Origin of the sequence: Falsiroseomonas ponticola (assembly GCF_016805305.1) — a bacterium.
GTDB classification, from domain to species: domain Bacteria; phylum Pseudomonadota; class Alphaproteobacteria; order Acetobacterales; family Acetobacteraceae; genus Falsiroseomonas; species Falsiroseomonas ponticola.
The window spans coordinates 414,999-433,942 of sequence record NZ_JAERQN010000001.1 but is presented as its reverse complement, the minus strand read 5'-3'; the positions used below and the strand labels follow the sequence as shown (position 1 = coordinate 433,942).

The 18,944-nt window shown below is 73.4% G+C and carries 21 protein-coding genes; 10 read left to right on the top strand and 11 right to left on the bottom strand.

The features are described 5' to 3' along the window. Nucleotides 1-4: 4 nt before the first annotated feature. The 10 genes from rimP to JJI54_RS02040 form a co-directional block, all read right to left on the bottom strand. On the bottom strand, nucleotides 5-592 hold the full coding sequence (gene rimP, locus JJI54_RS02085) for a ribosome maturation factor RimP (protein ID WP_203070467.1): 588 nt from the start codon (nucleotides 590-592) through the stop codon (nucleotides 5-7). 163 nt (nucleotides 593-755) lie between these two features. Further along, the gene (locus JJI54_RS02080; RefSeq protein ID WP_203070465.1) at nucleotides 756-1,319 is read right to left on the bottom strand and encodes a hypothetical protein; all 564 of its coding nucleotides are present in this window, start codon (nucleotides 1,317-1,319) and stop codon (nucleotides 756-758) included. Between the two features lie 125 nt (nucleotides 1,320-1,444). Then, nucleotides 1,445-2,239 (bottom strand): DUF4261 domain-containing protein, encoded by a 795-nt coding sequence (locus JJI54_RS02075; RefSeq protein ID WP_203070463.1) that lies wholly within the window; start codon nucleotides 2,237-2,239, stop codon nucleotides 1,445-1,447. A 76-nt stretch (nucleotides 2,240-2,315) separates the two neighbouring features. Next, a complete protein-coding gene (locus JJI54_RS02070; RefSeq protein WP_203070461.1) occupies nucleotides 2,316-2,801 on the bottom strand; it encodes a hypothetical protein in 486 nt (161 codons plus the stop codon). Nucleotides 2,802-2,884: 83 nt separating this feature from the next. Next, nucleotides 2,885-3,598: a tRNA (guanine(46)-N(7))-methyltransferase TrmB gene (gene trmB, locus JJI54_RS02065; RefSeq protein ID WP_203070458.1), complete on the bottom strand. Its 714-nt coding sequence runs from the start codon at nucleotides 3,596-3,598 to the stop codon at nucleotides 2,885-2,887. Nucleotides 3,599-3,669: 71 nt separating this feature from the next. Then, the gene (gene metK / locus JJI54_RS02060) at nucleotides 3,670-4,857 is read right to left on the bottom strand and encodes a methionine adenosyltransferase (RefSeq protein WP_203070456.1); all 1,188 of its coding nucleotides are present in this window, start codon (nucleotides 4,855-4,857) and stop codon (nucleotides 3,670-3,672) included. 143 nt (nucleotides 4,858-5,000) lie between these two features. Next, a complete protein-coding gene (locus JJI54_RS02055; RefSeq protein WP_203070454.1) occupies nucleotides 5,001-5,624 on the bottom strand; it encodes a DUF7002 family protein in 624 nt (207 codons plus the stop codon). Beyond that, nucleotides 5,621-6,394 carry a 4-hydroxy-tetrahydrodipicolinate reductase gene (gene dapB, locus JJI54_RS02050; RefSeq protein WP_203070452.1) on the bottom strand — a complete coding sequence of 258 codons (774 nt, stop codon included), beginning with the start codon at nucleotides 6,392-6,394 and terminating at the stop codon, nucleotides 5,621-5,623. The genes JJI54_RS02055 and dapB overlap by 4 nt, the downstream gene beginning before the upstream one ends. A gap of 62 nt (nucleotides 6,395-6,456) precedes the next feature. Further along, nucleotides 6,457-6,831, bottom strand: coding sequence for a DsrE family protein (locus JJI54_RS02045; protein WP_203070450.1), 375 nt, complete (start codon nucleotides 6,829-6,831; stop codon nucleotides 6,457-6,459). Continuing rightward, nucleotides 6,828-7,652, bottom strand: coding sequence for a HesA/MoeB/ThiF family protein (locus JJI54_RS02040; RefSeq protein WP_203070448.1), 825 nt, complete (start codon nucleotides 7,650-7,652; stop codon nucleotides 6,828-6,830). The genes JJI54_RS02045 and JJI54_RS02040 overlap by 4 nt, the downstream gene beginning before the upstream one ends. Nucleotides 7,653-8,138: 486 nt before the next feature. Between JJI54_RS02040 and JJI54_RS02035 the strand changes: the two genes are divergently transcribed. The 4 genes from JJI54_RS02035 to JJI54_RS02020 all read left to right on the top strand — a co-directional run bounded on the left by JJI54_RS02035 (nucleotide 8,139) and on the right by JJI54_RS02020 (nucleotide 12,783). Beyond that, nucleotides 8,139-8,774: an SGNH/GDSL hydrolase family protein gene (locus JJI54_RS02035; protein ID WP_203070446.1), complete on the top strand. Its 636-nt coding sequence runs from the start codon at nucleotides 8,139-8,141 to the stop codon at nucleotides 8,772-8,774. 148 nt (nucleotides 8,775-8,922) lie between these two features. After that, nucleotides 8,923-10,404: a hypothetical protein gene (locus JJI54_RS02030; protein WP_203070444.1), complete on the top strand. Its 1,482-nt coding sequence runs from the start codon at nucleotides 8,923-8,925 to the stop codon at nucleotides 10,402-10,404. 297 nt (nucleotides 10,405-10,701) lie between these two features. Next, a complete protein-coding gene (locus JJI54_RS02025; RefSeq protein WP_203070442.1) occupies nucleotides 10,702-11,661 on the top strand; it encodes a tripartite tricarboxylate transporter substrate binding protein in 960 nt (319 codons plus the stop codon). 87 nt (nucleotides 11,662-11,748) lie between these two features. Then, nucleotides 11,749-12,783, top strand: a complete 1,035-nt coding sequence (locus JJI54_RS02020; protein ID WP_203070440.1) for an L-idonate 5-dehydrogenase — start codon at nucleotides 11,749-11,751, stop codon at nucleotides 12,781-12,783. Nucleotides 12,784-12,789: 6 nt separating this feature from the next. Here JJI54_RS02020 and JJI54_RS02015 read toward each other — a convergent pair whose 3' ends face one another. Further along, a complete protein-coding gene (locus JJI54_RS02015; protein ID WP_203070438.1) occupies nucleotides 12,790-14,007 on the bottom strand; it encodes an aspartate transaminase in 1,218 nt (405 codons plus the stop codon). Between the two features lie 123 nt (nucleotides 14,008-14,130). Between JJI54_RS02015 and nac the strand changes: the two genes are divergently transcribed. From nac to JJI54_RS01985, 6 genes are all read left to right on the top strand, one after another. Continuing rightward, complete coding sequence (nac, locus tag JJI54_RS02010) at nucleotides 14,131-15,060, top strand: nitrogen assimilation transcriptional regulator NAC (RefSeq protein ID WP_203070436.1); 930 nt, start codon at nucleotides 14,131-14,133, stop codon at nucleotides 15,058-15,060. 89 nt (nucleotides 15,061-15,149) lie between these two features. Next, complete coding sequence (locus tag JJI54_RS02005) at nucleotides 15,150-15,554, top strand: acetyl-CoA carboxylase biotin carboxyl carrier protein (protein WP_203070434.1); 405 nt, start codon at nucleotides 15,150-15,152, stop codon at nucleotides 15,552-15,554. 5 nt (nucleotides 15,555-15,559) lie between these two features. After that, nucleotides 15,560-16,903 (top strand): acetyl-CoA carboxylase biotin carboxylase subunit, encoded by a 1,344-nt coding sequence (gene accC, locus JJI54_RS02000; protein ID WP_203070433.1) that lies wholly within the window; start codon nucleotides 15,560-15,562, stop codon nucleotides 16,901-16,903. Then, entirely contained in the window at nucleotides 16,900-17,556 is a 657-nt protein-coding gene (pxpB, locus tag JJI54_RS01995; RefSeq protein ID WP_203070432.1) for a 5-oxoprolinase subunit PxpB, read from the top strand. The genes accC and pxpB overlap by 4 nt, the downstream gene beginning before the upstream one ends. Beyond that, on the top strand, nucleotides 17,553-18,536 hold the full coding sequence (locus JJI54_RS01990; RefSeq protein ID WP_203070431.1) for a 5-oxoprolinase subunit C family protein: 984 nt from the start codon (nucleotides 17,553-17,555) through the stop codon (nucleotides 18,534-18,536). The genes pxpB and JJI54_RS01990 overlap by 4 nt, the downstream gene beginning before the upstream one ends. Further along, entirely contained in the window at nucleotides 18,533-18,937 is a 405-nt protein-coding gene (locus tag JJI54_RS01985) for an acetyl-CoA carboxylase biotin carboxyl carrier protein subunit (protein WP_203070428.1), read from the top strand. Before JJI54_RS01990 ends, JJI54_RS01985 begins: the two co-directional genes overlap by 4 nt. The last annotated feature ends 7 nt before the right edge of the window (nucleotides 18,938-18,944 follow it).

The window sequence follows — 18,944 nt, the reverse complement described above, 5'->3', positions numbered from 1 at the left end:
GGCGTCAGTTCCTCTTGGGTTTGCGGCCGCGGGGGGGCGCCCCGGCGGCCTCGTCAGTGGCCTCCTCCGCGCCGGCGTCATCGGCCGGCACGGCGGTGGCCGCGATCAGTTCGTCGGTCAGCACCAGCTTGGCGCGGCGGATATTGCCGCGCGGCAGGTCGAGCTGCGTGCCATCCTCCAGCCGCAGCCGCGCGCTGTCCGCATCCGCGCCCAGCGCGATGCCGCGGAAGCGCTTGCGGCCGTCCTGCGGCACGACCAGCTCGACGGTCGCCAGGTGGCCGGCGAAGCGGTTCCAGTCCTTGGCGCGGGTCAGCGGGCGGTCGATGCCGGCGGAGGACACTTCCAGCATCCATTCGCCCTTGATCGGGTCTTCCACGTCCAGCACGGCGCCGACGGAATGGCTGATCGTCTCGCAGTCATCGACGGTGAAGGGCGCCTGGTCGGCCCGGTCGGCCATGATCTGCACCACCGGCCGTTCCTTGCCGCTGACCTGAACCCGCACGAGTTCATAGCCGAGCTGCCCCAGCGTCGGCAGGATCGCCGTGGCGATCCGGGCCTCCAGGCCCTCATGATGCGGAAGGTCGTCGTCCATTGCGCGTTCCAGGCCGACGCGCCCGGGGCCACAGGAAGCGGCCAACAAAAAAGGCGGCCCGTTTCGGGGCCACCTCCCGGTCTCGTCGGAAAGCGATCTCTCGATTGCCATATAGACCCGGGCCGTGGCGGCTGCAAGCGCGGCGGCATGCCGACCGCCAGCGTCAGTCGATGACGGCGCTGAAGCCGATCGGCTGGATGCGGAACAGGAGGGTGTTCCCTCCGCCCGGGCCGTGGCCCGTCTCTGACCAGACGAAGCGCATGCGGAACGCCTCGTCATTCACCCAGCCAAGAAATTCCTGCGCCTGCGCGCCGGAGACGAAGCGCCACACCGGCTGCCATCCATGGCCTGGGCTGTGCTGGATATACTGGATGCCGGCGGCCGGCCCCCCATCGACGGGGCGCTCCACGACGATGAAGGCCCGGTCGCCGTGGCGGAAGAAGAAATTCGCGTTGTTCACGGCGAAATGCCGGCCGCTCAGCCAGTCCACCAGGAACAGTTCATCCAGCTCAGGCTGGAACACCCGGACCAGCGCGTATCGCCGGGCGACCTCGCATAGCACCAGTCGCGGCGCGATGAGGGGCTCGCCATCCTGGTCCACCAGATCGACGAACTCCTTCCAGCGCGCCTCCGGCGGCAAATGTGGCTGGTCGGTCCGGATCGCGAGGGTCCGGCCGCGCCGTTCCGCCCGGCCGCCACAGGCCGTGATGGCGGCGGCGTCGCTCATATCGCGCCGCTCTTCGGCCCGTTGCGGCTCGACCGCGGATTGCGCCTGCGCCCCCGCCGTGAATGCCGGTGCGATGGCCAGAAGCGCGCGCAGGACGGCGCGGGCGGCCGAGGACGGCGTTCCGCTCACCGCCGCCCCGCGCCCGGCCTGCCCGCATCCGCCTGTTCCAGCGTCAGCCGATAGACCGGCGCCGGCAGGCCGGGCCAGGTGCCGAAGCGCACGCGGATGCGCTCCGTCGGGCTGATCCCCGCCGTGTCCCCGTCCTGGAACACCGGGCCGGCATTGAGGAGATAGGCCGCGATGTCGATCGCGCGCCGCGCGAGCGTGGCCGGCGGCAGCGCCACGGTCGGCTCCATCACCAGGTCCCGCCCGACGAAGGCATCCAGCCCCCGCACCGCGATGCCCACGGCCTGGCCCGTCCCAGGCACCAGCCGGACATCGAGCCAGAGCGAGAGGGGCAGCGTCTCCCGCGCCAACTCCGCCATGCCAGAAGCAGGTTGCAGGACCTCGGAGGCCGACCAGTGCACCGCGATCGCGCTGGGCATCGTCGCGACCAGCGTGGCGAGCAGAGCCGTCAGCGATCGGGCCATGGCGACCGATTCGGCGACCGCCGTGGCGTCGGCCGAGGCCATCGGCGCGACGATGAGGTGCGCGGCCTGGCGCCGGATCGCCTGGCCCGCTTCCGGCCACCAATAGGCCTGCGCCGCCGCGGCCTCAATGGAGCCGTCCGGCACCGGGCGATCAATCCTCATGATGACGAAGATCCGGCCATCCAGCCGCAGCAGCATCCGCTCGCCGGCCGCCTGCGCCCCATCGCCCAGCAGGCTGGCCCGGGCCGGGCCCAGCGTGGCGAGGAGGCGATCGGCCGGAATGCGGGCGGCCCGGTCAGCCAGGATCACCATCGCCATCAGCCGAGACATGCACCCTCCGCCCGTGTCTGCCGACGACTCCCTACGACATCCGGTGCTGGATCGGAACCATCGGCTGGGGCGCGCCCTACTCCGCGCCGGGCGGCGTCGGCACCCGGGCCAGGTGGGTCACGCGCCGGCGGCCATGGGCGCGGGGGGAGAGCTTCTCCCCATGCAGGCGGTTGTCGAAGACGCGGGCGCCGCCGCGGGCGACCTCGACCAGGCAGAAATGCCCGGTGACGCGGGCCAGCCACCAGCCCTCGGGCAGGCCCTCCCGCACCGCGCGGGTCAGGGTCTTGCGGCCCTCCACCGGGCGCGGCTCGGCGGGCACGCCTGCCAGGTCCAGCGCGCCGACCAGGTCGCGCCACCAGGCCGTCACCACCTCCCGCCCCGGCGGGTAGCGGTCCGGCGCCACGCGGGCGAGCAGCGCGCAGGCGCTGGCATAGTCGAGGCCCGCGGCGGTCGCGACGGCGGTCGGGCCGCACCAGGGGGCATAGCCGCCGCGCTCGCCGGCGAAATCCTCCGGGCGGCGCAGGCGGCGCGGGCGCAGGTCATTGGCGGGCAGCGGCAGCATGGCGTGGGGCCCCGAACATCGAGGACCTCACGATAGCGTGAAATATACAATCACACAATCGCGATCTGGCGCGCTGGGCGGGATCAGGCCTTGCGGAAGATCCACCAGATGGGTTGCCGGCCTTCCCGCCTTGCCTTCGCCTCGTACCGCGTGCCGGGCCAGCCCGCCGGGCGCTCCGCCGCATGCCGCTCGGCCTGGGTGAAGAGGGTGGTATTCGCGAAGACTTCCTCCACCCAGGCCTGGTAGGTCGGGTCGTCGCTGGCGATGCGCCATTCGCCGCCGGGCCGCAGCGCGCGGGCGACGAGAGCCAGCAGCTCCGGGTGCACGAAGCGGCGCTTGGCGTGGCGCGACTTGGGCCAGGGGTCCGGGAACATCAGCATCAGCCTGTCGAGCGACCCCTCCGGCAGCGCCTGCACCAGGTGCCGGGCATCGGTCGGCCAGAGGCGGAGATTGGCGGGCAGCGCGCCGGTCGCCTCCTCCCCCTCCGCCACCAGCCGCGTCAGCAGGGAGCAGAGGCCGTTCTCGAACACCTCGGAGGCGATGTAGGCGACCTCGGGATGGGCGGCGACCTGTTCCAGCGCGTGCTCCCCGCCGCCGAAGCCCACTTCCAGCCAGAGCTTCGCGCCCGGCATGCCGAAGGCCGAGAGCGGGTCCCGCGCCTGCTCGGCGGAAAGGCGCAGCCGCGGCAGGGTCACGTCCAGCAGGCGCTGCTGGCGCGGCCGCAGCGGGTGGCCGCGGCGGCGGCCATAGAGGCGGTCGGGCACGCCCTCGGCGAGGGGCGGACGGTCGGCGGTCATCGATCTTCCCGGAACGAAAAAGGGGGCGGCGGGCCTGCGCCCACCGCCCCCAAGTCAAGCAAAGCCTGGAATCAGCGGCCGAAGGCGCGGCGGATCTCGTCGGCGAGGTCCGTCTTCTCCCAGGTGAAGGTGCCCTTCTCCGCATCCGGCGTACGGCCGAAATGGCCATAGGCCGAGGTCGGGACGTAGATCGGGCGGTTCAGGTGCAGGTGCTCCCGGATCCCGCGCGGGGAGAGGTTCACCATGCCGTCGATCACCTTGGCCAGCTTCGTCTCGTCCACATCCTTGCCCGTGCCGTGCAGGTCGAAATAGACCGAGAGCGGCTTGGACACGCCGATGGCGTAGGAGACCTGGATGGTGCAGCGATCCGCGAGGCCCGAGGCCACGACGTTCTTCGCGACATAGCGCGCCGCATAGGCGGCCGAGCGGTCCACCTTGGTCGGGTCCTTGCCCGAGAAGGCGCCGCCGCCATGGGGCGCCGCGCCGCCATAGGTGTCCACGATGATCTTGCGGCCCGTCAGGCCGCAGTCGCCATCCGGCCCGCCGATGACGAAGGTGCCGGTCGGGTTCACGTAGAACTCGTTGTCCGGGCACATCCAGCCCTTGGGCAGGCTGCTCTCGACGATCGGGCGCAGGATGCGCTTGATCTCGGCCTGGTCCAGATGCTCCTCATGCTGCGTCGAGACGACGATGGAGGTGGCGCCCACCGGCTTGCCATCGACGTAGCGCAGCGTGACCTGGGACTTGGCGTCCGGCAGCAGGCCCTTGACGGAGACGTCGCCGGCGCGGCGCAGCTCGCTCACGCGGCGCAGGATCAGGTGCGCGTAGTAGAGCGGCGCGGGCATCAGCTCCGGCGTCTCGCGGCACGCATAGCCGAACATGATGCCCTGGTCGCCGGCGCCTTCGTCCTTGTTGCCGGCGGCGTCCACGCCCTGCGCGATATGCGCGGACTGGGCATGCAGGTGGCATTCGATCTGGGCGTTCTTCCAGTGGAAGCCGTCCTGCTCGTAGCCGATGTCATGGATCGCCATGCGGGCCAGGTGGATCAGCAGCTCCGGCGTCACGCTGCCGGGGCCGCGCGTCTCGCCCGCCAGGACCACCCGGTTGGTGGTGCAGAGCGTCTCGCAGGCCACGCGGGAATAGGGATCGGCCGAGAGGTAGGCGTCGAGCACGGTGTCCGAGATGCGGTCCGCCACCTTGTCCGGATGGCCTTCGGAGACGCTTTCAGACGTGAAAAGGTATTCGCCCTTATCGCGCATGGCTTGGTTCGGCCTCTTGTCGCGGGAGAGCCGGATCGCCCCGGCCTGGCAAGATTGGCCCGGCGGATCCGGGACGGGCGCGTATCGCAGTGCAAGATGGCGGGGTCAAGGCAGGAGGGCCCTCGCGTTGGGTTTCGATCGCGTCAGGGTTGAGGCCAGGGGTCCAGCAGCAGGCCCTCCACATCCGGCACGGCGCCGGGGATGGCGAGCTCCACGGGCGGCCTGCCGCGCGGGTCCGCATAGGCCCCGACCGCGTGCCAATCCGCCAGGCTGCGCCGGTGGCCGGGGTGGCGGACGGCGCCGGTGTTCATCGGCGTCAACCGGGCCGCGTCGCCATGGCGGGCCAGCAGCAGGCGGAGGTCGATCCGCAGCGCCAGCTGCGGGCGGGCGGGGTCCGCGGCGCGCAGCCCCTCCACCCGCCGCCGGTCCAGCCAGAAGAAGACATGGCCGTTGACGTGGCGGCGCCACGCCGCCGGGCTGGTCCCGCTGCCCGCCAGCGCGCCCGCCAGGGCGCCATCCGGCATCTTCTGGCGGCGGAGTTCTACCACCCCATGCAGGGGGTGGCGCAGCGTGGCGAAGCCGGCGCGGTTGGCTTCCAGCAGCAGGGCCGCCTCGGGCGCCGGCACCTCGAACAGCGCGACCAGCGCCTCGGCGCTCAGCAGGCCGTGGCGGCGGATCAGGGGCAGGGCGGCCGGGCTCGTCAGGTGCCAGGCGACGCCGCCGCCCCGCGCGACCAGCGCGGCGGCGTCCCAGCGCCGGGCCGTCACCGGATGCCGAGCACGTCCATCATGGAATAGAGGCCGTTCGGCCTGCCATGCAGCCAGAGCGCCGCGCGGATCGCGCCCGTGGCGTAGGAACGCCGGTCGAAGCTGCGATGGGTCAGGGCGATCTGCTCCGTCCCGCTGGCGAACAGCAGGGTATGCTCCCCCACCACCTGGCCGCCGCGCAGCGCGGCGAAGCCGATCGGGCCGGTCTTGCGGGCGCCGGTATGGCCATCCCGGCCGGAGTCGATCCCCACCTCCTCCAGCGTCTTTCCCCGGCCCTTGGCGACGGCGCGGCCCATGGCGATGGCGGTGCCCGACGGGGCGTCCACCTTCTGGCGGTGGTGCATCTCCAGGATCTCGGCGTCGTACTGCTCCGGCGGCAGGGTGGCCCCCATGCGTTCCGCGATGGCCAGCACCAGGTTCACGCCGGTGGAGTAGTTGGCGGCGTAGCAGACGGGTGCGGAGCGGGCGGCGGCGGCGACGGCGGCCTCCTCCTCCAGGGTCAGGCCGGTGGTGCCCAGCACATAGGCGCGGCCCGCGGCGGCGGCGGCGGCGGCATGGCCGGCGGCGGCGGAGGCATGGGTGAAGTCGATCACCACGTCGCTGGCGGCGAACAGCGCGCCGGCATCCGGCAGCAGGGGCGCGGGCAGGCCGGCGGGATCGGCGCCGGGTCGGTCGATGCCGCCGGCGAGCGTCGCGCCGGCCAGCACGGCTTCCTCCGCCAGCAGCCGCCCCATGCGGCCGGCGATGCCACAGATGCCGATGCGGACCATGCCGAACCCCCCGTTTCCCAGGCGCACAGGCTTCGCCCGGCGCGGGATGGGGGTCAAGGCGACTAAAGGCTGACGATCTGCCCCGGCCCGACCGCGGCCAGGAAGGTGACGACGCCCTCCACCTCCACCCCCGGCGCCAGGGAGGCGGCGGCCAACCCTTCCGCCTTCAATCCGGCCTCGCAGGCGATGAGGCGGATGCCGAGGTCCCGCGCGGCCTCCATCAGCGGCGCGATGCCCGCGACGCCGCGGGATGCCAGCAGGGCCTCCCGCGCCTCCTCCACCAAAGGCGCGGTGGCCAGGAACAGGCGGCAGCCGCCATTGGTGGCGAAGAGCGTCACCTCTCGCCCCACCGCCGCGGCGCCCGTCGCCAGCACCAGCGCGTAATGCGCGGCCTCATGGTCGCCGTGCCGCAGCAGGATGCCGAGGGGCTGGGTCAAATCGCGCAGGCCGGGGCTGTGGTCTCGGCATGGGCCGAGAGGTCGTGGATGGTCGCGGCGTCCCCGCACAGGGCGCAGGCGGGGTCGCGCCGCAGCTTCACGGTGCGGAAGCGCGCATCCAGCGCATCCCACAGCAGCAGCCGGCCCGACAGATCCTCCCCGATGCCGAGGATGAGCTTCAGCGCCTCCGTCGCCTGCAAGGTGCCCATCACGCCGGTGACGGCGCCGAGCACGCCGGCCTCCGAACAGGTGGGCACCAGCCCCTCCGGCGGCGGTTCCGGGTGCAGGCAGCGGTGGCAGGGGTGCGGCGCGCCGAGATGGGACTTGAAGACGGAGAGCTGGCCCTCGAACCGCAGCACGGCGGCGGAGACCAGCGGCCGGCCGAGCAGGTGGCAGGCATCGCCCAGCAGGAAGCGGGTGGCGAAATTGTCGGTGCCGTCGCAGACTAGGTCGTATTTCGGCACATTCTCCCACGCCCAGGCGGCATCCAGCCGCCGGGCATGGACCTCCACCTTCACCTCCGGGTTCAGGGCGCCGATCGTCTCCGCCGCGCTGTCGGCCTTGTTGCGGCCGATCCGGGCGGTGACGTGGGCGACCTGGCGCTGGAGGTTCGACAGTTCCAGCCGGTCATCATCGATGATGCCGAGGGTGCCGACCCCGGCCGCGGCCAGGTAGAGCGCGAGCGGCGAGCCGAGCCCGCCCGCGCCCACCAGCAGCACGCGGGCCGATCGCAGCCGCGACTGGCCGATGGCGCCCACTTCCTCCAGCAGGATGTGCCGGGAGTAGCGGCGAAGCTCCGCATCCGTGAAGTCGAGGTCCATGCATGGGATATGGGCGCGGGGCCGGGCGCGGCGCAAGCGGGCGGCGGGCGCGGCCGGGTGTGACAATAAAGTCGCTAACCCCTTTAGCCCGATTATGCCGATTAGACGCCTTTAGCACCGTTTTTCGCGTGCCTGCCCGACGCTTGGGGTGGCTTTGGGGTGGTGGCGGGGCGCGCAGCCCGCGGGGGTGGCAGACCGAACATACCGCGAACAGGTGCCCCGGCGCCATCATTTTCGTGATTCCTGACGAAACCCTTTCGGGGGTTGGCGCGCTGCGCCGGCCGGGTTATGCCCCCGCCCCCGCCTTCCGGCGGGTTCCCCCCTGCCGCGCGCCAACAGGGCCCGCAGGGGTTCCGCGCCCCGGCCCCGCCGGCACGCGGGCGGGGCCCTGGCCCCAACGGCACGACCCCATCGGGTTAACGCCATGGTAGCAACCCCGGCGCCACATGCGCCGGCGATCGCAGGAGGTGATGGCGAAGCATGCGCATGCGGACGCGCCCTGGGCTGGACGGCAGAATCGCGCGGGGCCGTGTTCCCCGCGGCCGCTGGGCCCTGCTGCTGCCGCTGCTGGGCTGGCTGATGGCCGCCCCCGCGCCTGCCGCCGCGCAGAATGGCTGCCCCGACGTGCTGCTGGGCGACAGCCTGGCCGTCGGCATGGCCCCCTTCGCCCAGGCCCAGGGGTTCGAGGTGATCGCCCGCAACGGCGCCGGCATCACCTGGCTGCGCCAGCAGGAACCCCGCTGCGCCCGCCGCCTGGTGCTGGTCTTCGGCACCAATGACCTGCGCGGCATGCGGAACGAGGAGGCGGACCAGTACCTTCGCCAGATCAGCGCGGTGATGGAACGCTGGCCGGCCGCGCGCATCATCTGGGCGACGCCGGGCTGCTTCAACCGCGACGCCCAGCTGGAACAGGGCAGCACGGCGCTGGACCGCGTGCTGGCGCGCCGCGTGAACCAGGCGGATGACGCGCTGCGCCACCTGCCCGCCATCAACCGCGGGCGGGAAGCGCGCTGCACCTACGAATCCCATGACGGCGTGCACCCGACCGGGGAGTGGTACCGCAACTGGTGGTCCGCGCTGGTGCGGTCGATGGAGCGCACCCAGGTCGCCGGCATGCGCTGAGGGGCCCGCGCCCCTATCCGCCCCGCGCCATCTGCCGTAATCGCTGCGCACGGGCCGGGGCCGGGGCACACCGTGCCGCGGGCGCCGCGCGCGCCCCAGCACAGACGCCGCGCGCTTGCGCGGCCGCAACCGAGGAACCGCGCCCTCCATGTCCAGCTCCGAGATCGAGAAGGCGGAGGCGATCGTCGCCGCCGTGACGGCCACGCTCGACCTGGCCTACCAGGCGGGGCGGGACGAGCTGCCCGTCATCCTCTACGCGGATGAGGAGGCCTTCCGCCTGGCGCATCCCGCGGCCCACCGCACCGACAATGCCGGGCATGCGCGCATCGCCCGCACCCTGGCGCGCGCGGCGCACCGGCACGGCTTCGACATCGCCGTGCACCGGCTGCGGGCGGAGCCGATGCGCGCCTGGCTGGCGGCGCGGGGGGAGGGGGCGGACCTGTCCGAATATCCCGGGGAGCCCGCCGACCGCCTGCACGGCGATGCGGCGCTGCGCGCGCTCGGCCTGCGGGCCGCGGATCTGCGCCAGGCGCCGCGCAAGCCGGCCACCGGCCGGACGCTGGCCGCGCGCATCGCGCGCTGGGCGACCGACCCGGAGGCGCCGGAGGACGAGATCGAGGAGCTGACGGAGGAGCTGCTGGCCCAGCGCCTGGACGGCGCGCTCGGCCCGCTGGAGGGCATGCTGGAGCCCGAGGATTTCGCCCATGCGCGCCGGGAGATCGACTTCGCGGCCGCGATGGCCCTGATGGGCGAGGCGGGGGAGGAAGGGCTGGCGCCGGTCTTCGTCAGCCCGGTGATGCGCAGCGGCGAGGATCCGCGCGATTCCGCGGTGCCCGCGACGCTGGCGGAGGCGCTGATGGCGGTGGCGATCGACCCGGCCTTCGCGCATCTGGTCCTGGCGCCGCGCTTCATCGCGACCGCGACCATGGCGCGGCTCCGCCCCTCCGACCTGCGCGACCTGGCGGAGGCGCTGGCGAATGGCGTCGAACCCTCCCTGCCCCCCGCCACGCCGCTCGACCGCGATGTCTGCCTGGTGGGCCTGAACCTGCCCTTCCTGTCCGATGAGGAACCGCCGGCGGATGAGGAGGCGGTCGCGCGCCTCGATCGCTGGGAGGCGCTGGTGGCGGAGGCCGCGGGCGGCGGGGAGGCATCGCTGCCCGTGCCGCTGGCTCGGGCGCTGGACCTGTTGCGCCGCGCCAAGCTCGCCATCCCGGATGACGGGCAGGAGGACGAGGACGAGGAGGAGCAGGACGGGGAGGACCCGCCGGTGAAGGAGGCGCTGCTGGCCGCCATCGCCGGCCACCTGGCCGGGATCGGCCAGGGCAGCGCCCTGCTGGTGGGGCAGGAGGATGGCGCCGTCGCGATCGGCATCGCCGATGGGGTGGCGAGCCTGGCGCCGGAGGAGCTGCGCGCGGTGCTGGCCGATGCGCTGGCCGAGGGTGGCATCCTGTTCGTGGCGCCGGCGGGCGCGGCCAGGGGCCATGCCTTCCTGCTGGAAGCGGGGGAGGCCGAGGGGGTCTCCGCCGCCGATGCCGCGGCGATGTTCGCGGAGGAAGCGCCGGCCGACTGGGCCGCGGCCCCCGCGGGCTGGCAGGACGCGCCGGCGCTGGACTACGACCCGGGCGCGTGAGGCGGGGGCACCCCGCGGCGTTGCGGCGGCTGGCGCCCGGTGCCTGGGGTGCGATCGCCCGAGGCGGAATCGCCGAAGGGCGTGAACCGCGCGACAAGACGGAAGGCCGGGGTCCGTCAGGCGCTTCTACCCGCGCCTGACAGACCCTGGAGCACGCTGCGTTCGAATGAACGCAGCTCGTGCTCCAGTAGTCATTGAATCCAGAGCAAGAAATGCGTTCAGATGATTCCATCTGAACGCATATTGCTCCAGGATGCGGGCACCGGGCCGACCACAAGGCCGGAGGAGGAAGTGCCCATGAAGCGCAGGCCCATCCTGGCCGCGACCCTTGTCGCGCTCGCGGCGCCCCGCGTCGCGCATGCCGCCTGGCCGGCGGAGCGGCCGATCCAGGTCCTCGTCTCCGGCCCGCCGGGCGGCGGCATGGACATGCTGGCGCGCACGGTGCTGCCCTTCGTGGCGCGCCGCCTGCCGGGGGCCAGCTTCGTCATCATCAACCGCCCCGCCGCGGGCGGGCAGCTGGCCTTCGAGGGCGTGGCCCAGGCGGCGCCGGATGGCTTCACCATCGGCGCCGCGCAGGCGCCCAATTCCATCGTGCTGCCGATCGAACGCGCGGTGCGCTACCGCGTGCAGGACTTCACCTTCCTCGGCAACGTCATCGAGGATCCCTGCGGCCTCTGGGTGCGGGCGGACAGCGCGATCCGGAGCGTGGCGGACCTGGTGGCGGCGGCGCGGCAGCGGCCGGGGCAGGTCACGGTCGGCACCGCCGGGGCGGGCAGCGACGACCACCTGATCATGCTGGGGCTGCAGGGGGTGGCCGGCGTCGAATTCTCCCATGTGCCGTTCAACGGCACGCCGCCCATCATCACCAACCTGCTGTCGCGCAGCATCGATGTCGGCTCCTTCAACATGAGCGAGGGGCAGTCCCTGCTGCGGGACGGGTCGCTGCGCGCGCTGGCGCAGGGCGGGCCGCAGCGCTGGTCCGGCACGGCCGATGTGCCGACGATGCATGAGCAGGGCTTCGCGGTGGAACAGGGATCGACGCGCGGCCTGGTGGCGCCGCCGAACCTGCCGGCCGAGATCCGCGACACGCTGCGCGCCGCCGTCGCCGCCGCCAATGCGGACCCCGACTGGATCGCGGCGGCGGAGCGGGTGAACCTGCCGCTGCGCCCGATGACGGCGGCGGCGCAGCAGGCGCTGTTCCTGGAACAGGATGCGGCGCTGCGCGCGCTGTGGGCCCGCAAGCCCTGGCGTGACTGAACGGCCGGCACCCTGGCGCGGGCGACGCGGCTGGCGCATGTCTCCGCCCGGGCGCCGCCGGTGCCGGTGGCCCGAGGGAGAGAGAGCATGAAGGCCGTCATCATCCATGGTCCGCACGATCTGCGGGTGGAGGAAGCGGCGCCGCCCGCCGCGCCGGGGCCGCGCCAGGTGGCGGTGCGCATCCGCGCCGGCGGCATCTGCGGGTCCGACCTGCACTACTACCACCATGGCGGCTTCGGCACGGTGCGGCTGCGGGAGCCGATGGTGCTGGGGCATGAGGTGGCGGGCGAGGTGCTGGAGACCGGGCGCGACGTCACCACGGTGAAGCCGGGCGACCGCGTGGCGGTCAGCCCCTCCCTGCCCTGCGGCGCCTGCCGCTACTGCCTGGAAGGCAAGCCGAACCACTGCCTCGACATGCGCTTCTACGGATCGGCGATGCGCTTCCCGCATGTGCAGGGCGCGTTCCGGGAGGTGCTGGTCTGCGAGGAGGCGCAGGCCGTGGCGCTGCCGCCCGGCATGGACCTGGCCCGCGCCGCCTTCGCGGAACCGCTGGCGGTCTGCCTGCATGCCGCGCGCCAGGCGGGGCCGCTGATGGGAAGCCGCGTGCTGGTGACGGGCACGGGGCCGATCGGCGCGCTCGCGATCCTCGTCGCCCGCCATGCCGGGGCGCGGGAGGTGGTGTGCACGGACCTGTCGCCCGCGCCGCTCGTCATCGCGCGGCGGCTGGGCGCGGATGCGGCGCTGGACCTGCGCGCCGATCCGGCGGCGCTCGATCGCTACGGCGCCGACAAGGGGTATTTCGACGTGGTGTTCGAGGCATCGGGCGCCGGCGCCGCGCTGGCGGGCGCCATCGCCGCGGCCCGGCCGGGCGCCACCATCGTGCAGCTCGGCCTGGGCGGCGAGGTGCCGCTGCCCGTGAACGCGCTGGTGGCGAAGGAGATCACGCTGCGCGGCACCTTCCGCTTCCACGAGGAATTCCGCTGGGCGGTGGAGGCGCTGGGCGCGGGGCGCATCGATGTCGCGCCCCTGCTGACGGAGGTGGTGCCGGTGGCGGAGGCGCGGCGCGCCTTCGACCTGGCGGGCGACCGCGCCCGCGCGATGAAGGTGCAGCTGGCCTTCTGAGGCGCCTCAGCGCAGCGCGGCGACGGCGCGGGCGATGCGGTCCGCGCCTTCGTCGAGGATGTCGGCCGACGCCGCGATCGACAGCCGGAAATAGGGCGAGAGCCCGTAGGCGGCGCCGGGCACCAGCGCGACGCCGACGCTCTCCAGCAGGTGCATGACCACGTCGTGGTCGCTGGTGAGCACCCGGCCTTCCGGCGTCTGCCGCCCGATCAGGCCGGCGCAATCGACGTAGAGGTAGAAGGCACCCTCCGGCGGCGTGCAGCGCAGGCCGGGGATGGCGTTGATGCGCGCCGCCATGCGGTCCCGCCGCGCGCGATAGGTGGCGACGCTGGCGGCGACGAAGGACTGGTCGCCGTTCAGCGCCTCCACCGCCGCCGCCTGGCTGACGGAGCAGGCATTGCCGGCGGCCTGGGAGAGCAGGGTGGCCAGCGCATCCACGATGTCGCGCGGGCCGGCCGCCCAGCCGATGCGCCAGCCCGTCATCGCATAGGTCTTGGAGACGCCGTTGATGGCCAGCGTGCGGTCGCGCAGTTCCGGCGCGGCGGCCAGCAGGTGCGGCGCCGGGCCCTCGGCCCCGAAGCGGATGTGTTCGTAGATGTCGTCCGTCATCACCAGCACGCGCGGATGGCCGCGCAGCACATCGGCCAGCGCGCGCCATTCGGCCGGCGAATAGGTCGCGCCGGTCGGGTTGCCGGGGGAATTGAGGACGAGCCAGCGCGTGCGCGGCGTGATCGCCGCGGCCAGCTGCGCCGGCGCCAGCTTGAAGCCCTGGCCTTCGGGGCAGGGAAGGCAGATGGGCGTGCCGCCGCAGGCCAGCGCCATGTCGGGGTAGGACACCCAGTAGGGCGCGGGGATGATGACCTCGTCGCCCGGCTCCAGCGTCGCTTCCCAGGCGCTGTAGATCGCGCTCTTGCAGCCATTGGTGACGACGATGTCGCGAGGGTCGTAGTCCAGCCCGTTCTCCCGCTTCAGCTTGGCGGCGATGGCCTGGCGCAGCTCGGGCGTGCCGGCGAGCATGGTGTAGCGCGTCGCGCCGCGCTCCATCGCCTCGGCCGCCGCGCGGCGGATGGGCGCGGGCGTGTCGAAATCGGGCTCCCCCACCACCAGGCTGACGATGCTGCGGCCTTCGCGCCGCAGCGCGCCCGCGCGGTCGGCCGCGGCGGAACTCGGCGATGGCTTGATGCGGCGCACCCGGTCGGCGATGCGGGGCTCGGCGGCGGACATCGGGGTGGGGCGCTCCTCAGGGCATGGGGGCCGGACGCTAGCCCCGGCGGAAACCCCTGGCCAAAAGGACTTCACGCTGGCCTTATAGCGGAATCTTATGGCGTTCGAGATGCGGGTGGCGGCGTGAACCTGCGGCGGCTGCAGTATTTCGTGAAGATCGTCGATACCGGCAGCCTGACCCGCGCCGCCAATGTGCTGCACATCGCCCAGCCCGCGCTCAGCCAGCAGCTCGCGACGCTGGAGAGCGAGGCGCGGCAGACGCTGCTGACGCGCACCAAGCGCGGCGTGGTGCCGACCGAGGCCGGGCGCGTGCTGTATCGCCACGCGCAGATCATCCTGCGGCAATGCGACCAGGCGCGGGTGGACATGCGGGCGGCGGTGCAGGGGCTGTCCGGCGCGGTCTCCGTCGGCCTGGCGCCCGGCACGGCGGCGGCGGGCTTCGCGCTGCCGCTGCTGCGCACGGTGCGCGCCCGGCATCCCGGCATCGTGCTCTACCTGAACGAGACCTATGGCAGCACGCTGTCGGAACTGGTCATGAACGGGCGCATGGATTTCGCCATGCTGTATGGCGGCAAGGCTTCGGTGCACGGGCTGAGCTTCGAGCCGCTGCTGAAGGAGAGGCTCTGCGTCGTCGCGCCGGACAGCATGCCCGCCCCGGCCGGCGACGTGCCGGTGCCGGAGCTGGCGGAGGTCGATCTCTTCCTCGCCCGTCCCTACAACGTGGTCCGGCGCATGGTGGACGAGGCCTTCGCCGCCCATGGCATGACGCCCCGCGTGGTGGCGGAGATCGAATCCGACAGCACGCTGAAGCAGGTGATCGCGGAGGGGCTGGGCGCGACCATCCTGCCGGAATCGATGGCGCGGCAGGTCGTGGCCTCCTGCGCCGCCTGGCAGCGCCGGCTGGTGAAGCCGGTGATCGAGGCGCCGCTCGCGCTCTGCCTGTCCGACCATCTTCCGCTGTCGGAGCCCGCGCAGACCGTGAAGCTGATCGTGCAGGAGCTGATCGAGGCCCGCGCCCAGGGCGCGATGGGCGAGGCCTGGCCCGCACCATAAGCAGGTCTTATTGCGCTAAACCCAAACCGTCTTGGCCAGCCGCGGCGGGGCGACGATAGCCTGCCGCCCCGATGGCTGACCGGCGGCGCATGGACCTCCTCCAGATCAAGACCTTCATCGATGCCATGGCGGCGTCCGACCTCTCGGAGATGGTGGCCGGCAAGGATGGCTGGACGCTGCGCCTGCTGCGCGACGGGGCTTCGCCAGGGGCGGCGGCGCCCGCCCCGGCCGCGCCGCGCACCCGGCCGCGCGCCGCGGCCCCGGCCGAGATCCGTTCGCCCATGGCGGGGATCGTCTATCTCCGCCCCTCGCCCGGCGAGGCCGATTTCGTGGCCCCGGGTTCCACCATCGCCGCCGGCGCGGTGATCTGCGTGGTGGAGGCGATGAAGACCTTCCTGCAGGTCCGCGCCGAGCGCGGCGGCACCATCGCCGCCATCCTCGTCGCCTCCGGCGAGGAGGTCGAGCTCGGCCAGCCGCTCATGCGCCTCGGGTGAGCGGGATGTTCGACACGGTCCTGATCGCCAATCGCGGGGAGATCGCGCTGCGCGTGCAGCGCGCCTGCAAGGCGCTGGGGCTGAGGACCGTCGCCGTCTTCTCCGAGGCGGACAGGGACCTGCCGCATGTCGCGCTGGCCGATGCCGCGGTCTGCATCGGCCCGGCGCCCGCTTCGCGCAGCTACCTCGACCAGGCGGCGATCCTGTTCGCCGCGCGGGCCAGCGGGGCGGGCGCGATCCATCCGGGCTACGGCTTCCTGTCGGAGAATGCCGGCTTCGCGGCGCGGGTGGAGGAGGCGGGCCTCGTCTTCATCGGCCCGCGCCCCGGCAGCATCCGCCTGATGGGCGACAAGATCGCCGCCAAGCGCGCGATGCGGGAGGCCGGCGTGCCCTGCGTGCCGGGCGGGGAGGAGGCGCTGTCCGGCGATGCGGCGGAAGCGCGGCGGGCGGCCGCGGCGATCGGCTATCCCGTCATCCTGAAGGCCGCGGGCGGCGGGGGCGGGCGCGGCATGCGCGTCGTCACCGGCGAGGCCGGCCTTGCCGATGCGCTGGCGGTGACGCGGGAGGAAGCGCGCCGCGCCTTCGGCGACGGCACCGTCTATGTCGAGAAGTTCCTCGGCGGGCCCAGGCATGTCGAGATCCAGGTGATCGCGGATGCGCAGGGCGGCGCGCTCTGGCTCGGCAGCCGGGACTGTTCGCTGCAGCGCCGCCACCAGAAGGTGGTGGAGGAGGCGCCGGCGCCGGGGCTGGCCCCGGACCTCGTCGCCCGCATCGGCGCGGCCTGCGTGGAGGCCTGCCGCCGCATCGGCTATCGCGGCGTCGGCACCTTCGAATTCCTGGTCGAGGATGGCGCCTTCCACTTCATCGAGATGAACACGCGGCTGCAGGTGGAGCATCCCGTGACGGAGATGACGGCGGGCCTCGACCTGGTGCAGCTGCAGCTGCGCGTCGCGATGGGGGATAGCCTGCCGATCGGGCAGGGCGACATCGCCTGCCGCGGCCACGCCATCGAATGCCGCATCAATGCGGAGGATCCCGTGAGCTTCGCGCCCTCGCCCGGGCTGGTCACCGCCTGGTCCGCCCCGGGCGGGCCGGGCATCCGCGTGGATACCCATGTCGCCGCGGGCTACCGGATGCCGGCGCATTACGACTCGCTGCTCGCCAAGCTGGTCGTGCATGGCGACAGCCGGGCGGAGGCGCTGGCGCGGCTGCGCGTCGCGCTGGCGGAGATGCGGGTCGGCGGCATCAGCACCAATCTGGATCTGCACCGGCGCATCGTCGCCGACCCGGCCTTCATCGCCGGCGGCGTCGATATCCACCACCTCGAACGGCTGATGGCGGCGGGATGAGCGACGATCCGCAGCTCAGCCTCCTCGGCACCACCGCGCTGCTGTTCGAGGCGCCGGGCGAGACGACGCTGGAGGCGCAGCGCCGCATCTGGGCGCTGGCGCGGGAAGCCGCCGCCTGGCCGGAGGTGGGGGAGGCCGTGCCCGGCATGAACAACGTCATGGTCACCTTCGCGCGCCCGCCGCGGGACTGGGCGCCGCTGGCCGCGCGGCTGCGCCAGGCCTGGCAGGCCATCGAACCGCTGCCGCTGGAAGGGCGCTGCGTGGAACTGCCCGTGGTCTATGGCGGCGAGGGCGGGCCGCACATGGCCGATGTCGTCGCCCATACCGCGCTGACGCCGGAGCAGATCGCGGAGATCCACGCCGCGCCCACCTACCCCGTCTTCGCCGTCGGCAGCCATCCCGGCTACTGCTACCTCGGCGGCATGGATCCGCGCATCGCGACGCCGCGCCGCCGCACGCCGGTGCTGCGCATCCCGGGCGGCGCGGTGTCCATCGGCGGCGCGCAGACCGGCGTCTCGGCCTCTCCGGGGCCGAGCGGCTGGAACACCATCGGGTCCACCGGCATGGTCTTCTTCGATCTGGGCCGCATGCCGCCCACGCTGCTGCAGCCCGGCGACAGCATCCGCTTCCGCATCGCGCGGGTGCTGCGATGATCGAGATCCTGGCGCCCGGCGCGCTGGCCACCGTGCAGGATCCGGGCCGCCACGGCGCGCTCGGCTGGGGTGTCGGCGTCTCCGGCGCCATGGATGGCATGGCGCTGGCGGCGGGCAACATCCTGCTGGGCAATGCGGAGGATGCGGCGGCGATCGAGATGCCGGTCTTCCCGGTGCGCCTGCGCTTCGATGCCGCGGCGCGCTTCGCCGTGACGGGCGCGCATGCCGCGCTCACGCTGAACGGGCGGACGGTGATGCCCTGGTGGGCGCTGGCGGCGGCGGCCGGGGATGTGCTGGAGATCGGCGCGCCGGAGCCCGGCCCCTGGCGGGCGAGCCGCGCCTATCTCTGCGTGGCCGGCGGGATCGACGTGCCCGCCGTGCTCGGCTCCCGCTCCACGCAGCTGCGCGGCGCCTTTGGCGGGCATGAGGGGCGGCCGCTGCGGGCGGGGGACCGGCTGCCCATCGGCGCCACTGCCCTGGCGGGGATCGATGCCGGCCTGATCCCGCCGGCGCAGGCCCTGCCGCTGGAGGTGGATGGCATCCCCGCCATGCGCGCGCTGCCGGCGGCGGAGCATGACCGCTTCACGCCCGCCGCGCTGGATGCCTTCTGGAACCAGCCCTGGAAGGTCACGCCGCAGAGCGACCGCTACGGCTTCCGCCTGGCCGGCACGGCGCTGGAGCCGCTGGCGCCGATGGAATTGCGGTCCCACGGCATCGTCCCGGGCGTGGTGCAGGTGCCGCATGGCGGCCAGCCCATCGTGCAGATGCGCGATGCCCAGCCCTCCGGCGGCTATCCCAAGATCGCGACGGTGATCGAGGCCGATCTCTGGCGGCTCGGCCAGGCGCCGATCGGCGGCCGCATCCGCTTCCTGCGCACCAGCTGGGCGGAGGCGGTGGCGGCGCTGGAGGAGGCGCGGGGCTGGCTGGCGGAGGCGCGCCGCCTGGTGGCGCTGCGGCGCCTGCAGGAGCACGGCGCATGACGCCGGACGACGCCTTCGTCGCCACCCTTCGCCGCTGGCTGGAGGCGACGGATATCGACCAGCTGGAACTCACCGGGCCATCCGTGTCCCTGCTGCTGCGCCGCGCGGGCGGCGGGGCCGCGCCCCCGGCGGCCGGGCCCGCGCTGGTCGAGGTGCGGGCCGCGTCGCCGGGCCTCTTCCTCGACCGCCATCCCCTTTCGGGCCGGCCCCTGGTGGAGACGGGGGAGGAGGTCGCCGCGGGCGACGATCTCGGCTGCCTGCGGGTCGGCGCGCTGCTGCTGCCCGTGCGCGCGCCGCAGGCGGGCCTGGTGGCCGCCCGCCCCTGCGCGCCCGGCACGCTGGTGGGCTACGGGGACACGCTGTTCCGCCTGCGGCCCCTGCCGCCCGGCGATGCGCCATGACGGGGAA

Bases quoted from the DNA above. Each gene is read 5' to 3' on its own strand.
- JJI54_RS01990 (WP_203070431.1), top strand. From the start codon at position 17,553: ATGATCGAGATCCTGGCGCCCGGCGCGCTGGCCACCGTGCAGGATCCG.
- JJI54_RS02080 (WP_203070465.1), bottom strand. From the start codon at position 1,319: ATGAGCGACGCCGCCGCCATCACGGCCTGTGGCGGCCGGGCGGAACGG.
- metK (WP_203070456.1), bottom strand. From the start codon at position 4,857: ATGCGCGATAAGGGCGAATACCTTTTCACGTCTGAAAGCGTCTCCGAA.
- JJI54_RS02070 (WP_203070461.1), bottom strand. From the start codon at position 2,801: ATGCTGCCGCTGCCCGCCAATGACCTGCGCCCGCGCCGCCTGCGCCGC.
- trmB (WP_203070458.1), bottom strand. From the start codon at position 3,598: ATGACCGCCGACCGTCCGCCCCTCGCCGAGGGCGTGCCCGACCGCCTC.
- dapB (WP_203070452.1), bottom strand. From the start codon at position 6,394: ATGGTCCGCATCGGCATCTGTGGCATCGCCGGCCGCATGGGGCGGCTG.
- rimP (WP_203070467.1), bottom strand. From the start codon at position 592: ATGGACGACGACCTTCCGCATCATGAGGGCCTGGAGGCCCGGATCGCC.
- JJI54_RS02035 (WP_203070446.1), top strand. From the start codon at position 8,139: ATGCGGACGCGCCCTGGGCTGGACGGCAGAATCGCGCGGGGCCGTGTT.
- JJI54_RS02030 (WP_203070444.1), top strand. From the start codon at position 8,923: ATGTCCAGCTCCGAGATCGAGAAGGCGGAGGCGATCGTCGCCGCCGTG.
- JJI54_RS01985 (WP_203070428.1), top strand. From the start codon at position 18,533: ATGACGCCGGACGACGCCTTCGTCGCCACCCTTCGCCGCTGGCTGGAG.
- JJI54_RS02020 (WP_203070440.1), top strand. From the start codon at position 11,749: ATGAAGGCCGTCATCATCCATGGTCCGCACGATCTGCGGGTGGAGGAA.
- JJI54_RS02015 (WP_203070438.1), bottom strand. From the start codon at position 14,007: ATGTCCGCCGCCGAGCCCCGCATCGCCGACCGGGTGCGCCGCATCAAG.
- JJI54_RS02025 (WP_203070442.1), top strand. From the start codon at position 10,702: ATGAAGCGCAGGCCCATCCTGGCCGCGACCCTTGTCGCGCTCGCGGCG.
- pxpB (WP_203070432.1), top strand. From the start codon at position 16,900: ATGAGCGACGATCCGCAGCTCAGCCTCCTCGGCACCACCGCGCTGCTG.
- JJI54_RS02075 (WP_203070463.1), bottom strand. From the start codon at position 2,239: ATGTCTCGGCTGATGGCGATGGTGATCCTGGCTGACCGGGCCGCCCGC.
- accC (WP_203070433.1), top strand. From the start codon at position 15,560: ATGTTCGACACGGTCCTGATCGCCAATCGCGGGGAGATCGCGCTGCGC.
- JJI54_RS02005 (WP_203070434.1), top strand. From the start codon at position 15,150: ATGGACCTCCTCCAGATCAAGACCTTCATCGATGCCATGGCGGCGTCC.
- JJI54_RS02040 (WP_203070448.1), bottom strand. From the start codon at position 7,652: ATGGACCTCGACTTCACGGATGCGGAGCTTCGCCGCTACTCCCGGCAC.